The sequence below is a fragment of the Arthrobacter sp. GMC3 genome (assembly GCF_002929305.1).
GTDB lineage: Bacteria > Actinomycetota > Actinomycetes > Actinomycetales > Micrococcaceae > Specibacter.
Genome location: NZ_PJIO01000002.1, coordinates 1 through 15,194, shown reverse-complemented (window position 1 = coordinate 15,194; position 15,194 = coordinate 1). Strand labels below are relative to the sequence as shown.

9 protein-coding genes and 1 rRNA gene are annotated in these 15,194 nt (G+C 62.5%); 5 read left to right on the top strand and 5 right to left on the bottom strand.

Features of this window, described 5'->3' with window-relative positions:
* Nucleotides 1–32: 32 nt before the first annotated feature.
* Nucleotides 33–1,544, bottom strand: coding sequence for a TIGR01777 family oxidoreductase (locus tag CXQ94_RS03305; protein ID WP_258066635.1), 1,512 nt, complete (start codon nt 1,542–1,544; stop codon nt 33–35).
* Between the two features lie 116 nt (nt 1,545–1,660).
* Between CXQ94_RS03305 and CXQ94_RS03300 the strand changes: the two genes are divergently transcribed.
* Complete coding sequence (locus tag CXQ94_RS03300) at nt 1,661–5,296, top strand: bifunctional RecB family nuclease/DEAD/DEAH box helicase (RefSeq protein WP_104086815.1); 3,636 nt, start codon at nt 1,661–1,663, stop codon at nt 5,294–5,296.
* Between the two features lie 15 nt (nt 5,297–5,311).
* Here the strand turns inward: CXQ94_RS03300 and CXQ94_RS03295 are convergent, their stop codons facing one another.
* Nucleotides 5,312–6,487, bottom strand: coding sequence for a M20 family metallopeptidase (locus CXQ94_RS03295; RefSeq protein ID WP_104086814.1), 1,176 nt, complete (start codon nt 6,485–6,487; stop codon nt 5,312–5,314).
* A gap of 128 nt (nt 6,488–6,615) precedes the next feature.
* Here CXQ94_RS03295 and CXQ94_RS03290 point away from each other — a divergent pair, with 128 nt between their 5' ends.
* Genes CXQ94_RS03290 through CXQ94_RS03280 form a run of 3 tightly spaced genes read left to right on the top strand, consistent with a single transcriptional unit; the run spans nt 6,616 to nt 12,110 of the window.
* A complete protein-coding gene (locus CXQ94_RS03290) occupies nt 6,616–8,073 on the top strand; it encodes a DUF3375 domain-containing protein (protein WP_104086813.1) in 1,458 nt (485 codons plus the stop codon).
* Nucleotides 8,070–8,807 (top strand): DUF4194 domain-containing protein, encoded by a 738-nt coding sequence (locus tag CXQ94_RS03285; RefSeq protein ID WP_104086812.1) that lies wholly within the window; start codon nt 8,070–8,072, stop codon nt 8,805–8,807. The genes CXQ94_RS03290 and CXQ94_RS03285 overlap by 4 nt, the downstream gene beginning before the upstream one ends.
* Nucleotides 8,808–12,110: an ATP-binding protein gene (locus CXQ94_RS03280; protein ID WP_104086811.1), complete on the top strand. Its 3,303-nt coding sequence runs from the start codon at nt 8,808–8,810 to the stop codon at nt 12,108–12,110.
* Nucleotides 12,111–12,126: 16 nt separating this feature from the next.
* Here the strand turns inward: CXQ94_RS03280 and CXQ94_RS03275 are convergent, their stop codons facing one another.
* Both CXQ94_RS03275 and CXQ94_RS03270 read right to left on the bottom strand, forming a co-directional pair.
* Nucleotides 12,127–12,966: an EamA family transporter gene (locus CXQ94_RS03275; RefSeq protein ID WP_104086810.1), complete on the bottom strand. Its 840-nt coding sequence runs from the start codon at nt 12,964–12,966 to the stop codon at nt 12,127–12,129.
* A complete protein-coding gene (locus tag CXQ94_RS03270; protein WP_104086809.1) occupies nt 12,967–13,818 on the bottom strand; it encodes an alkaline phosphatase family protein in 852 nt (283 codons plus the stop codon). It abuts the gene before it with no gap.
* Between the two features lie 77 nt (nt 13,819–13,895).
* Between CXQ94_RS03270 and CXQ94_RS03265 the strand changes: the two genes are divergently transcribed.
* Entirely contained in the window at nt 13,896–14,753 is an 858-nt protein-coding gene (locus tag CXQ94_RS03265) for a LysR substrate-binding domain-containing protein (RefSeq protein WP_104086808.1), read from the top strand.
* Between the two features lie 66 nt (nt 14,754–14,819).
* On the opposite strand, the gene rrf is transcribed toward CXQ94_RS03265, so the two are convergent.
* A 5S ribosomal RNA gene (rrf, locus tag CXQ94_RS03260) occupies nt 14,820–14,936 on the bottom strand.
* Nucleotides 14,937–15,194: the final 258 nt, after the last annotated feature.

Below are 15,194 nucleotides of genomic sequence, written 5' to 3'. Positions count from 1 at the left end.
ACCCGTGCCGAGTCCGACGCATAGGGGAAGCCTCAGGCGCCCAGAATGTGCTTGAGGGCCGCATCTAGCGACTCGTTCCTGAACTCGTAGCCGCTGGTCACAACCTTGGCGCAGGAAACCCGCTGGCTGGCCAGTGCAAGCTCTGCGGCACCTTCCTTCCCCAGCAACAGGACTGGCCCCGCCGCGGGCACTTTTAGCCGCGCGGGCCTGTGCAGCACGGCACCTAGGGTGTGAGCGAATTGTTCGGCCGTGACAGGGTGCGGCGCCACCCCATTGACAGGTCCTTGCAAGGAGGGGGTCAGGGCCGCGTGGGCGAAGATCCCGGCGATGTCATCAATCCCAACCCAGCTCTGCCACTGGTCCTTCCCCAAGGGTCCGCCAACCCCAGCCAGGTATAGGGGCAGAAGTGTTTGAAGCACACCTCCTGCGGCAGACAGCACCAGACCCGTGCGGACGTTGACAACCCGAAGCCCCGCGTCGGCCGCCGGCCTACACGCCGCCTCCCAATCACGGCACACTTGTGCCAAAAAGTCTGAGCCTGCCGGATCGGACTCTTCCAGCGCCCGGGAATCGTGGCCATCGTGGTGCCCGCCGGGCCCGTGGGGGGATGCACCGTAGTACCCCACGGCGGATCCGGAGACCATCACCCGTTGCCGTCCGTCGGCAGCAAGCAAAGCCAACTTTTCGGCTAGCAGCCCGGTGCCCTGGATACGGCTGCGGTAGATCGCGTCCTTGTTCTTGGCCGTAAATCTTCCACCAATGGTGTGCCCCGCCAGGTGAATGACAGCGTCGCAGGCGGCCAGGGAAGCGGCGTCCAAGGTCCCAGTGGCGGGGTCCCAAAAGATCTCCGATGCATTGCGTGGCGGCCGACGCACCAGCTTCAGGACGGTATGTCCGCCCCCGGTCAACAGGGCACACAGCTGCGAGCCAACCAGTCCGGAGGCTCCCGTCACTGCAATGGTGCGGGCGTCTCCGTCGTGGCTGGCATGGAATGCCAGGTCCCCCAGCAGTTGCCTTTCCCGGAAAGCAAACATTCGACCCAACTCGGCCTCAAAGCGCTGCCTCGCCCAGTGTCCCGCAGCCACCGCGGGCAGCTCATAGTTCACGGTGTCCGTCATGACGGTGCTGCCCTGGGCCCTCCCGTCGGCAAAGGTGTGGTGGTGCGTCCAGCTGGTCAGGGGGCCGTTGGTCATGACATCCGTGAACTTCTCGCCTGGCACCAGCTCCGTGTGGAGTGCATCCCACCGCAGCTCGGGACGGATCGACCGTAGCCCACTCAAAGCTTGTGGCAGCAGGCCGTGGGCGGTCCCCGTTGCCGCCCCCAGCCACATGCCCAAGCCGCCGGGCGCACCCACGCCCATGGACGCCGTCGAGCCTGGGTTGATGCCGTGACTGGACTCCGCCAGCACCTTTCCAAAGAACGACGGCGTGAGTCGCACCAAGGCGCCGGGCCGGGTGAACCATGCGAAAACCTCGGCCCGCGGAAAGGGAAGGGCTGTGGTGTAGCTGAACGTGGGCATGGCAACTCCGAAGGGTTTGGGCATGGTGAAATCCGGACCTTTGCTCCCATCATGCCACCGCGGGCTCAACCGAAACCTGAATTGTCGGTACCCCTTGCTAGATTCAAGGGACTGCACCCTCCCCATTGGAAGGCTCCGACGTGTTTTTGCTTGACTCCCCCGCAGGTGGCGACGCGCCGCTGATCTTTTCAGCATCCGACCTGGTGGTTGCCAGCGAGTGCCAGTACCGCACCCTGCGGATCTTGGACACGAAACTTGGCAGGGCACCGAAGCCAGCCTTCCCCGAGGACGCCATGCTCAAACGAGCCTCCGAACTGGGGGACGCCTTTGAGCATAAGATTCTTCACGAACTCACGGCCGAGCACGGCCCGTGGAACCCGGCAACCGGGCGCGGGGTGAAGATTCTCGAGCGCACGGCGCCAAGCAGGGACGGTCTGGAATCCAAGCGGGAGGAGACGCTCGCGGCGCTGCGGGGCGGAGCCGACGTCGTCTTCCAGGCCACGTTCTTTGACGGCTCCTTGGTGGGTTTCGCCGACTTCCTGATCAGGCAAAGCGATGGTTCGTATGCCGTGTGGGACACCAAGTTGGCCCGCCATGCCAGGGTCAGCGCACTGCTGCAATTGGCCGCGTACGGGGACCAGTTGGAAAAATATGGGATTCCCGTGGCCGCGGTGACAACGCTGATGCTCGGTGACCGCAGCGAAAGCAACCACCCCATGGCCGATCTCCTTCCGGTCTTCCGCGAACGGCGTCGGAACTTTCTGGCACTCACCTCCGGGCACAGGGCCCAGACTGAAACGGTCAAGTGGATGCAGGACGGCCTCAGCTACTGCGGCCGCTGCGACTACTGTTCCGAGCAGGTCCGCCTGAACCAGGACTTGTTGCTGGTCAACGGCATGAGCGGATCGGTGCGCCGTAAGCTACTGGCCCAAAACATCACCACAGTCGATGCACTCGCCTCGATGCCAGTGACAACGGCCACCGGGCCGTTGTCCCGGCTGCGCAGCCAGGCCCGCATGCAACTGGGCAAGGAAGCGGTGGACGGCACAGCCACGGCTGGCGAGGGGCCCAACGCCCACCAGGTCAGCTACAAGGTGCTGCGCGAAAGTACTAGCCGCCTGCCCGCACCAAGCGATGGCGACATCTTCTTTGATTTTGAGGGCGATCCCCTCTGGCAGGACCCGGCCACGGAAAAATGGGGCATCGAGTACCTCTTCGGATCCATCGAGACCCCTGCCCCCGGCGCTGAGCCCGGAACCAAGGAAGCGTTCGTGCCGTTCTGGGCGCATTCGCGAGCCCAGGAACGGCAGGCTTTCCTGGACTTCCTCGCCTATGTGGAACAACGGCGGGCGGCACACCCAGACATGCACGTCTATCACTACGCGCCGTATGAGAAATCCGCCCTGCGCAATCTGGCGATCCTGCACGGCGACAAGGCCGCCGAGGACACGGTGGACGATTGGTTGCGCGCCGGCCTGCTCGTGGACCTGTTGGACACCGTTCGGCAGTCGGTGCGGATATCCGAGGCGTCGTACTCCATCAAGAAGTTGGAGCCGTTCTACATGTCGGACGCGCGTAAGGGCGAGGTAACAAACGCTGGCGCCTCCGTGGTGGCCTACGCCGACTACTGTGCCGCGCGCGACGCCGGACTGGCTGGGGATGCGGCCAAGGCCGCCGAGGCTGAAACGATTCTGGCCTCCATCAGCGCCTACAACGAGTACGACTGCCTCTCCACGATGCGTCTGAGGGACTGGCTGATAGAGATCGGCGCAGCCACCGTGGTGGACACCTGGACCGAGGGCAGCGGCAAACAACACCAGCTAGAGGGCACCGCCGCGCCCGCGAACGCCTATGAGCCCGGCCCCGGTGAGGCGAAGCTGGACGCCTACATCGGCGAGCTTCGAGCCGAGAAAGACCACAAACTCACCCCCGATGAGAACGCCATCGCTATGGTGTCCGCCGCCGCCAGCTATCACCGCCGCGAAGACAAACAGTTCTGGTGGGGGCACTTCGACCGGCTGGACCGGAGCGTGGACGACTGGCCGACCGAACGCAACATCTTCGTGGTGCGTACCGCCGAAATCATCGAGGACTGGGTCAAACCAACGCCTCGTTCCAACGAAGTCAGGACACTGCGGCTGACCGGGGACGCCACCGAGGGCTCCGATTTCCGCCCCGGCACCTCGTGGTTTGGCATGTTTGATGCGCCCCTGCCGGATGGCTTTGACGAGACGGCGGCCAGCAAACTGGGACGTGGCGGCGACTTCAACATGACCATCGTGGAGAACATTTCAGCCCCGGACTCCCCGGAGCTCACCATTCTTGTGGTGAAGGAAAAGGTCTCCAAGAAGATGCCCGCGCACAGCCAATTCCCCCTGGCACTGACCCCCGACCAGCCCATCAATTCAAAGTCGCTCAAGGCCGCCCTGACCGCCCTGGCAGACACCGTGGGCGGCTCCCTTCCGCACCTTCCCATGCATCCGGGCGTGGAAATCCTTCGCAAGGCCGCGCCCAGGTTAGCCAACGGCACAAGCCTGCCCGCCGTCGTCCTCCGTCAAGGCGACGACGGCGAGGATCGGGCCGACTACGTCGGCGCCATCACTGCGGCCGTGCTGGAGCTGGACCATTCCTACCTCGCGGTGCAGGGGCCGCCCGGAACCGGCAAAACCCATGTGGGCTCCCATGTCATCGCAAATCTGGTGGCGCAGGGCTGGAAGGTTGGTGTGGTGGGCCAGTCGCATGCCGTCGTGGAGAACATGCTGCGGGCTGCCATCGACAAGGCCGGCGTGGACCCAACAAGGGTCGGAAAGAAACTTGCCACGCCGCACGATGTGCCGTGGGAGATCACCGATGACAAGCAGTTCGGCAGGCTGTTGAGTTCGGCGGAGGGAGCATTGATCGGCGGCACCGCGTGGACCATGACGGGCGCCAATGTGCCGGCCGGTTCGTTGGATTTGCTGGTCATCGATGAGGCCGGACAGTATTCGCTGGCCAACACCTTAGCTGTCGCACAATCCGCCCGGCGCTTGTTGCTGCTGGGCGACCCGCAACAACTACCCCAGGTCACCCAGGGTTCCCACCCTGTTCCGGTGGATGAGTCAGCTTTGGGTTGGTTGTCGGCCGGTCATCCCACCTTGCCGCCCGAAATGGGGTACTTCCTTGCCGATTCGTGGCGTATGCACCCCGCGCTGTGCGGGGCGGTGTCGCGGCTAAGCTACGAGGGCAAGCTGGAATCAGCGCCGGCCGCGTCCCTGCGTCACTTGGCAGGCAAGCCAGCTGGTGTCGAAACTATCCTCGTGCCGCAAGCCGCCGGGAGCGAACGGGAAAACAAACAGTCGTCCCCGGAGGAAGCCACCGCGGTGGCGCAGCAAATCAGGGATCAGCTTGGGTTGGCGTGGACGCCGGGACCGGGCCAGGAACCCCGGCCCTTGGGACAGGAGGATTTCCTGGTCGTTGCCGCCTACAACGCTCAGGTCCACCTGGTACGTGGGGTCCTGGATTCGGCCGGGCTGCCGGAGGTAAAGGTAGGCACGGTGGACAAGTTTCAGGGGCAGGAAGCCCCCGTTGTCATCGTGAGCATGGCCTGCGCCGATCCCTCCGGAGCCCCGCGGGGCATGGAGTTCCTGCTGAACCGGAACCGCATCAATGTGGCAATTTCCCGTGGGCAGTGGCGGGCTGTGATCATCCGGTCCCCTGAGTTGACGAACTTCATGCCGGCCACACCGTCGGGCATGGCCGAACTGGGCGCGTTCATTGGACTGTGTGAGTGGCGTTGACACCCGCCCGGCACGTCATCCGCGCTGGATCCTTGCCCAGGCCAGTTCGGCGAGCGCTGCGGCTTGGTCTCCGAGCACATCGTCGTTGAAAAGCACCTTCGGGGAATGGTTGTAGGCGGGGTTTTCCAGCCCGGCAGGTGATGCTGACAAGAACACGAACGCCCCCGGAACCTCTGCGAGTACGTGCGAGAAGTCCTCGGAGGCCGTGACCGGGTCCGTCAGCACGTGCACCCGTTGGGCACCAAAAGTCTTGGACAGGACACCAAGTGCCGCAGCCGTCTCAGCGTCGTCGTTCATGGTGACGGGAAAGGTGGACTTAATGTCCACTTCTGCGGTGCAGCCGTGGGCTGCGGCCATCCCATTGGCGAGTTCAGTGACCTCCTCGCGCAGTCTGTCAACGGTGTCGGCAGCAAAACTGCGCACCGTCGCAGCCAGCATGGCCGTTCCGGGGATGACGTTGACGGCGTCGCTCCCGCGAATTTGTGTCACGGTCAGGATGAGGGGCTCGAACACGGAGAACCGGCGGTTCACCAGGGACTGCAACTCGCCTACCAGAACACCCACCACGGCCACCGGGTTGCGCGCATTCGCTGGGGCCGAGCCGTGCCCTCCCTCGCCGTGGACGGTGATTCTCAACTCGCTGGCGCCGGACATGACCGGGCCGGGCTTGGTGGCAAACACGCCAGGTGCTCCTGGCATGACATGCAAGCCGTAGGCGGCGTCGGGTTTGCCGGCTATTTCAAGGATTCCTTCTTCGATCATGACCTTGGCGCCGTCAAAGCCCTCTTCGCCCGGCTGGAACATGAAAACGATGGTCCCTTTGAGGTCCTCGCGGTGGGCCGCAAGGAGTTGGGCGGCACCGACCAAGCCGGCCGTGTGCAGATCGTGGCCGCAGGCGTGCATGGCATTGTTACCCGAGGCGTACTCCAGACTGGTCTCTTCAATGACCGGCAATGCGTCCATGTCCCCGCGCAGCAGCACGGTGGGGCCGGGGGAAACACCGCGGAGCACGGCCGTTATTGAGGTGGTCCGCGTGCCTAGTGTGATCTCCAGTCCCAGGCCTTCGAGTGCCGCAAGTACCTTTGCCTGCGTTCGGGGCAAGTCCAAACCCACTTCAGGGTCCCGGTGCAATGACCGGCGCAGCTCGCGCAGGCCTGGATGGATGATTCTGGCTTCTTCAACAAAGTTCAACGGATCGTTCCTTTCGTTGGCATTCCGGCATCAGCTTACGCCCGCTTCCTGCGTCGGCAGCCTGATCTCCGCCCAACGTTCCACGCGATAAAATAAGAGTTCCCGCCCCGACTTTCAAAGGCCCCTCCATGCGCTCCACTGAAAACGCCGTTGCCCAGTGGCACGCGCAAAAACAGTTACGGAACTCCCCCGCCTGGAAGCTGATGCAGGCGGCGCCGTGGACGGTTGCCTTCCTGCGGGCCGAGTTTACCCCTGCCAGGCAGCGAGTGCCGCTGGAGCAGTTCCACGCCGATCTAGCCGCGTTTATGAAGGAGCTCAGACACGAGAACCTGAGCCTGAACGACGCCTGGCAGGCCTCCAATTACGCCGACTCGTGGGTTCGCAGCCAGTTCCTGGCACGCCCCATGGTCGATGGCCGGTTTATTTACGAACCTACAGCCACCACGGCACGGGTGCTGACGTTCCTCGAAACGTTCACCATTGAGCGCACCAATCTCAACAGCTCACGCCTTGCCACCCTTTTGACAAGTATTGAGACGCTGTCGTTCCAAACGGATCCGAACCCGGAGAGCCGGATCGCGGCGCTGGAGGCAGAGATCGCGGAGCGACGCAACGAGATCGAGGCGCTGAAGGGCGGCCAAAGCCCGGCTGTGCTCACCGACGCCTCCGCAGTTGCCGCCACGCGCAGCGTTCTGGACTTGGCCGCCAGCCTGCCCGCCGATTTCAAGCGGATGCGCGACGGCGTCGAGCTGATGCTGCACACCATACGCCAGGAAATCATGGAGTCCTCCGTGACGAAGGGCGTGGCTGTCGGCCAGGTCCTGGAAGGCGATAAGGCGCTGCGAGACACCGCCGAGGGAGAGACCTTCCAGGGCTTCACCGAGTTCCTAAACGACCCCATCCAGCAGGCGCGCTTCCGGCAATCGGTCAACGAGGTCTTGGAACGCGGCTTCTCCGAGCATCTCAGCACCGAGGAACGCGCCAATCTTGCAACCCTGGTCAAGGAGATGCGGCGCCAGGCCAATGACGTCCACACCATCTACGGCCGGCTGTCCGAGAGTCTGCACAGCTACGTCAGCTCGGATGAATTCAAGGAATCTATCCTGCTGCGCAAGGCCATCCACGCGGCCGAGCAAGCGGTGGCCACAGCGCCTCTGCGCCCACGCACGCCCGTGGTCGCGCCGGTGCTGTTCTCCCCCGACTTTGAAACCTTGGCCGGACTGGGGATCTTCAACCCAGAGGATCACATTCCGCCGCCCAAGCTAGCCGCCCCGCCGGCTCTCAGCGACGCCGACATCCACCGCACCCCCGTCACGGCGCAAGCCGACATGCCAGCGGTCCACGCCGCCGTCGCACGCACCAGGGCCGCCCGCAACGGCACCGCAACCCTCAGCGATGTTTATGCCGAAATGCCGCCTGAACTGCACCACATCAACACCATCAGGGGCCTCATCCTTGCCGCCAGGGGCACCGACCAGTCGTTTGACCCCGACCACAGCCAGACCCTCCGCTTCACCCAGATCGACGGCTCGGAGCGCACCGCCCGAGTTCCGATGATCACCTTCACAAAGGACTCCGCGCCATGACCGACCTCCCCGAACTGGATTCGCAGACCTACGACGCCGACGCGGCACCTTCTGTTCCTGGAGGCACAGACCCGTACCGTACCGAAAGGGCCCTGTTTATCGGGGACACTGGAGCCTTCCCCTTCGAGATTCGGCAGGCGCTGGTGCGACTGCTGCGCGGACCCTACATTGACGGCACCGTGGATGCCGCACTGTGGACAACCATCCAGACTCACCGTGCCTCGCTGCAGCAATACCTGTCCGAGATCTTTTTGTTGCTCACCTTGGACACGGACCGCAAGATTGCCATGTTGACGCCCGCTCAGATCGACGCCGTCCACACCCAGCCGATTGTGGCCCGCAAGCCCCTGCGCCGGGAAGAAACACTGCTGGCGTTACGCCTGCGAGTACTGCTTGACCGGCACGCGGGCACCGGCAACGATGTCACCATCACCCGGGCCGGAGCCAGGGAAATCCTGGCTGAACATCGCCAGCCCGGCACCGTGGATGACAAGCGGCTGGATGAGGCGACCGATTCCTCGCTGGCGAGGTTGCTGGCATTGAAGTTGTTGCTGCCTACTGAGCTGGGCGGCGAGTACAGGGTCAGCAATGCGCTGGCACTTGCCTTGCCCTTTGATTCGATCGATCAGATTCCGGCCTACTTGGCCGCATTGGACAACGGCTCCGATGAGGACATATTTGAACCGGGCACTGGCTACGATGCCACCCAAACGCCCCTTGAGGAGAACCTCTAAATGAGCATTGCAGTGACCTTGCCGATCGGCGAAGAACTTAACCCGGGGCAGTACCGTCTCAGCCAGATCCAGATCATCAACTGGGGCACCTTCCACGGGCGGCACTCCATGTATGTCGACAGGGCCGGCACCTTGCTTACCGGCCACCCTGGCGTAGGAAAATCCACCCTTTTTGACGGTATCCAGCACATCTTTTACGCCGCCCCACGGCTGAACGAGTCCGCCCACGAGGCGTCGAACCGCAAGGACCGCCGCACCACCTTTAGCTACATGCGAGGGCGTAAGATCAAGACCGCCGAGGGCACGCTCTACCAACGCCCAAGCGCCACCTGGTCTGCCACAGCCTTGGTCTTTGAGGACGGCCTGGGCCGCCAGGTCAGCATTGCCGCCCTGTTCGACTTGCCCGCCAATGGGTTGGAAGGCCAGGTAGGCAAGCACTACATCACCCACGACAAGCCACTGGATACGGAGGCGTTGGAAAACCACGGCAGTCGCCGGTTCTCGCCTTCCTCCCTGCACGCAGCACTCCCCGGCGCCGAGGCGTTCGATGTCCACCGAACCTTCGCCGAGAGGTTCCGCCGCCGGCTCGGGATCGATAACGACAAGGCGTTTAGCCTGTTGCGCACCCTGCAAAACGGCAAGGGCCTGGACAAGGGCGTCAATAGGTTCTTCCGCTACGAAGTGCTGGACATCCCGGCCACAATGGCCGCCGCCAAGTCCGCCGTCGAGGACTTCAGCCACCTGCGTGGCATCTACCGCCAGCTGCAAGATGCCCGGGGCCAGCGCGATGCATTGGCACCGGTTCCTGAACTGCACCGAAAATTGCGTGAATTCAGAGAATCGCATTCTCGTACAGTTGAGCTAAAAAATGTTCAGCTGCCCCTGCTGCGCCAACAGTTCCAGGCGGAGCTACTAGCCGCCAAGGCTGCTGCCTTGGCCGAACAGCGCACCGAAAAGGCCCAGGAGATTGAGTCCGCCACGGCCGCCAAGGAGTCTCTGGCCGACTCGGTCGCCTCTCTGGACGAGCAGCATGCCAACCACGGTGGGCGGGCCATTGAGGGCCTCGAAAAGGACATTCGCACTGCCAAACGTGAGCTTGAGGAACGTCTCCGACGGGAGGCTTCGGTCCGCGACGACCTAGAGCTGGCCGATCTCGAATATGACTGGAGCACCCAGGGACTGGCAGCCGCACGCCTTGCGGCGGCAAACGGCGTCGAACGTCAACAAGCCGAGACGGAGACTGCCCGCACCCGCGAGTATGAGGCGGTGGCCGCCAGCATCAACACCAAGGCCGATGAGAAGAGGCTGCGTGCGGAAATCGCCTCCTACCAGCGCCGCGGCAGCAACATTGACGGCCGCAATGCCGCGGCCCGCCGCGCCATCTGCGCCGCAACCGGCCTTGAGCCCGAGCTGATGCCGTTTGCCGGTGAATTGGTGGATATTGCCAGTGAACACAGCCAGTGGCGCCCCGCCGCGGAGAAGGTCCTGCGGTCAATGGCTACCACGCTGCTGGTGCGCAACGAGGACATCAAGGCCGTCACCGGCGCCATCAATTCCCTGGACGATCACGGGAAGCTGCGCTGGATCAACATCGGCACGCCAATCCCTCTTCTGGAGGCTGGCCCCACGGATCTCGTCGCAAAAATGGAATTTCAGAATTCCGACGCCGGCGATTGGCTCCGTGCCAAGATCACCCGTGATTTTGGGTTCCGGTGCGTGGAAGGCGACGCCGAGCTCCACGGCCACGACCGTGTCATCTCTTTGGCCGGCACGCTGAAGGTCAACTCCGCCACCTTTGAACGCGACACCCGCCAAGTCAATCCGGGCGATTACTTGCTGGGCTTTAACAATGTAGACAAGATCGCCCAGTTGGAAACCCAGGCCGACGATTTGGCTGCCGCGTACCAAAGCGCCACTGCCTTGGCCGATCAGCGCAGCCACGCAAAGGAAACCCTGACCGGCCGCCTGGATGCCCTAGTGCGGGTGGCCAAGGACCAGCGGTCGTTCGAGCAACTCGACAGCGGCCCATTGTCGGCTTCCCTGACCACCTTGCAGGCGTCGCTGCAGGCCACTATCGAGAGCAGCGCAACGCTCGCCCACATCCGGGACTCCCTGACGTCCGCAAGGGCCGATCTAGAGGCAGGGGTTGGCAAGGTGGCGATCTTGCACCATGACTTGTCCCGCCTCGACACGGAATTCTCCGCGGCCAGTTCCTCAGGTGACAAGCTGGCCCGCAAGGCTGCCCAGAACCCTGCCGCTGACTGGGCTCTTGGCGAATTTGCCAGTTACCTTCCCGACGGCGATCCCGCCACGCTGGCCGAGCTGGAGGCCGTTTTCACCAAGGCCACGGTTGATTTGGGTGAGCGCCTGGCCGCCGTCAAGGAACGGGTCTTCCGTACAGAAGGCGCACTCAGCGAGACGTTCAGGGCCTTTGCCCGCGAGTTTGGCCCTTCAGTCAGTGCCAGCCATGGCACCGGAGTCGACGCCGTGGAGGCGTATGAGGAGCTGCACGAACGCATTCTCGCGGACGGATTGCCGCAACGGCAGGAGGAGTTCCGCGAGTACTTCAACAACCGCTCCTACGAACGCTTCTCGGACCTGCTGGCTCTGTTGGAAGAGGAGCGCCGCGCCATTGAAGATCGAATCCTGCCGTTGAACCAGATTTTGGAGGACGTGCCCTTTGAAAAGGGCAGCAGGCTGCGGCTCGAGGTCAAAACAACCATTCCCGACGAGGCCCGGGCGTTCCGCACCGAACTCAAGGAAGCACTGGGCAACGCCTACGCGAAGACAGGTGAGGAAACCATGGCCAGCAGCTACCTGCAATTGGAACGCCTGGTAGATGCTCTCAGCGATTCTTCCTTGCAGCACTGGGCGGACACTGTGCTGGACGTCCGCCAACATGTCACCATCAGCTGCAATGAGTATCGCCCCAACGGCGAGGTTGAGCTAGGTCTGGAGCCGGGCACCTTGTCGGGCGGTGAAGGGCAGCGTTTCACCTCCTTCATCATGGGTGCCGCACTGGCCTACCAGCTGGGTATAGATACCCAGGGTTACAGTACCTACGGCACGGTCATGATCGACGAGGCTTTCATCCAGGCCAACTCGGAGTACGCCGGCGCGGGCATCAACGCCTTGCAAGAGTTTGGCTTCCAGCTGCTCCTTGCGGCCCCGGAGGACAAAGTGGACCTCTCCAAGCACCTGGGTTCGGTCACCGACATCATCAAACACCCGCAAGCCAATGTCTCGGGTTTCGTCTCCACAGGACGTTCCCCGGCGACAGCCACCGACATCATTCTGCGTTAGCACGCAGGGCCCAGTTTCAGCCCAATTGCAGTGCGGCAATCCCGGCGACAGCCGTCGTCGTCAGTGCCAGCCGCACAAGGGAGAACTTTTCCCGGAAAAACACTGCGCCCATGACACCGGCCAGCAGTACAGAGGACTCGCGCAAGGCCGAGACCAGGGCCAGCGGGGCGATGTTCTGCGCCCAGACCACCATCCCGTAGGCGAGCATGGACAGCAATCCGCCCAAAGCTCCAAGCTTCCAGTGCGCCTTGATCCCGGCGACATATACGGTGCGGCTCGGTGAAAGGCGCCAACACACCGCGGGAATCATCCATCCCTGCAAGAAGAACAGCCAGGAAATGTACGCCAACGGGTTACCCGATTCGCGTACCCCCAGCCCGTCCACAAGCGAGTAGGCGGCTATAAAAATCCCCGTGAGAACGGCGAACATGACCCCCAGTCGGCTGGACCCTTTACCTATGAGCGCCAGTGCCAGTAACGATCCACCGACGACGGCGACACCCGCCAACTGCAGGACGCTCAAGTTTTCGGCCAGAAATGTCACGGCCACGATGGCGATCAGAAGGACTGCGAGGCCGCGCGCCAGCGGATAGACCTGGCTGAAATCTCCGTACTTGTAGGAGGTGGTCAGCAAGATCAGATACGCCGTCTGCAGGAACGCCGACACAACAACGAACGGCCAAGCCGCTGCCGCTGGCAAGCCGAAGACGAATATGCCAATGAATCCGGCCACCAAGTACACCAGTGCTATGAGCGTCGAGGATGCAAGTCTGTCCGGAATGGCCTTCGCTATGGCGTTCCAGCTGCTGTGGAGCAATGCCGCGAAAAGGACGAGCCCGGCAATTGCTGGCGTCATTTAGCGGTGACCGAACGTGACACCGTCGAGGTCCACCGCGGGCACACCGAAGGTGTCCAGCACATGGATGGCAATATCGGCATGGTCAAGGGCTGTGATGGAGTTCGGTACGGTTGGTCCCGAGGCGAGCATCCAGGCAGTGCGCTCCTCGTCGCTATCACCACCGTGACCACCGGCATCAAGGTGTCCGTGGTCCGTGACAACCAAGACCGTCCAGTCCTCCTCCACCCGCGAGGGACGGGCTGCAATGGCGTCCAGCAACATCCCCAGTCGCGCGTCGCAACGTTCAATGCACGCCAGGTAGTCAGGGCCCACACCGTGGTTGTGGGCGTTGACGTCACTCTCGCCGAAGTAGACGAAGCTAACCGCCAGTTCCTCCTCCCGGAGCCTTGCGGAAGCATACGCCGCTACTTCATCATCGGCCTTGGTCCAGCTTTGGTTGTTGTTCTCACGTTCGGGGTCTATCTCGTTCACCCAACCGCGCGAGGAAAAGATCGGCCCACACTCAACGTCGGATGCGAGAGGGAACCAGCTGGCGGCAATCATGGTTTCCAGCTCGGGGCGCTGGGCCCGCAGCAGGGCGGTAAAGTCTGGGAACATCTTCATCTCGGGAGGATGGTTCGAGTTGTCCACCACTTTGTGTCTGTCCATGTAGACGCCTGTGGCAACCGTGGACCAGACGGGTCCGGAGACTGTGTAGTTCTTTTCATGAACGCGCACAGGCAGGAGTACGCCGTCTGCCGCGAGCCTGTCCATGACGGGTGTGGCTGCCGCCAGCAGAGAATCGAAGCGAATGCCGTCAATGCCCACTACCAGCACATGCGGGCGGCGGGGTGTAAATCTCGTGTTCATAAATGCAACGCTATAGAAATTCTGGAATCATTAGTCAAAATCAACGACAAAACCTATAGAGATAATTGGTTCAACCTATGAACTTGACTCGCTTGCGCGCCTTCCACCTGGTCGCCACCCATGGAGGCTACACCGCCGCGGCCCAGGCCGCCGGATTGCGCCAGCCCACGCTCTCCGAACACGTCCGCCTCCTAGAGAGCGAATACGGGCTTGCGCTGCTTCGCAGGGAGGGACACGCAATGGAATTGACCAGCGCGGGTGAGGCGCTCATGGTTATCGCCACCAAGCTTTTTGCCGCCGAATCCGAGGCGCAAGACCTGCTGGGCTCTGGCGGACTCCTTCGCGGACACCTACGGTTTGGTACCGACGCTCCCATCCACGCTGTCCCCATCCTCACCGCGCTGCGCACAAACTATCCGGGGATAAGCATCCGCATCATCACCGGAAACTCAGCCAGCATCAAGAAGGCAGTCATCAACGGCTCTTTGGATCTGGGCATTGTTGCCGAGGGCCCGCCGGGGCCTGATTTGGCGTACACCGCCCTGTCTAGTCATGATCTGGTGGCGGTGGTGCACAGCGACTCCCGCTATGCCCTCCTGAAGAAACTAAATCTGACGGCGCTCAGGGATGCGCCCATCATTGTTCGCGAACTTGGCTCCGTCACTCGTCTCGCAACGGAATCGGCGCTAGCAAGTTATGGCGTAACTCCAGGGCACATTACCGAAGCTGACAGCAGGGAAGCTGTTCATGCGGCAGTTCTGGCCGGCCTGGGTATCGGCCTGGTTGCCGAGGATGAATTTAGCCACGATCCCCGCCTTGTCCTGCTGGATTTCATGCAGGCTCTTCCGCCCCTGACCGAGTACCTTGTTCACAGATCAGACCGTGCGGGCGAGTCTATTGTTGCGGCCGTGGTGGGTTGTGTTCCGGGTTGGTGATGGTGGGTTGTTAAAGTAGGGAGGCCCCGCACCGTGTGGTGTGGGGCCTCGACCTGTTTACTGTTTGTCCGGCGGTGTCCTACTCTCCCACATCCTCACGAATGCAGTACCATCGGCGCTGTGGGTCTTAGCTTCCGGGTTCGGAATGGGACCGGGCGTTTCCCCCACGCTATGACCACCGTAACTCGTTCTCCGCTCCCGCACCCGTGGGGGGTTGGGGGGAATTCTTGTTGGTGATTGTTTGTGGATCAATCAGTATTTTCTTTTGTACAGTCTACAGGGTTTGTTGCTGTGACGGTTTCCCACCGGGGGTGGGGTTAGTCACAGGAGTGTTTTCCTGTGGGACTGTGGTGTTTGTTTCCCGTGAACAATAAACCTGGGTTTGTTGTTTGGGAACCACATAGTGAACGCGAGCATGCTTTGACTCTGTAGGGTCTACGA

Bases quoted from the DNA above. Each gene is read 5' to 3' on its own strand.
- CXQ94_RS03290 (WP_104086813.1), top strand. From the start codon at position 6,616: ATGCGCTCCACTGAAAACGCCGTTGCCCAGTGGCACGCGCAAAAACAG.
- CXQ94_RS03275 (WP_104086810.1), bottom strand. From the start codon at position 12,966: ATGACGCCAGCAATTGCCGGGCTCGTCCTTTTCGCGGCATTGCTCCAC.
- CXQ94_RS03285 (WP_104086812.1), top strand. From the start codon at position 8,070: ATGACCGACCTCCCCGAACTGGATTCGCAGACCTACGACGCCGACGCG.
- CXQ94_RS03305 (WP_258066635.1), bottom strand. From the start codon at position 1,544: ATGCCCAAACCCTTCGGAGTTGCCATGCCCACGTTCAGCTACACCACA.
- CXQ94_RS03280 (WP_104086811.1), top strand. From the start codon at position 8,808: ATGAGCATTGCAGTGACCTTGCCGATCGGCGAAGAACTTAACCCGGGG.
- CXQ94_RS03270 (WP_104086809.1), bottom strand. From the start codon at position 13,818: ATGAACACGAGATTTACACCCCGCCGCCCGCATGTGCTGGTAGTGGGC.
- CXQ94_RS03265 (WP_104086808.1), top strand. From the start codon at position 13,896: ATGAACTTGACTCGCTTGCGCGCCTTCCACCTGGTCGCCACCCATGGA.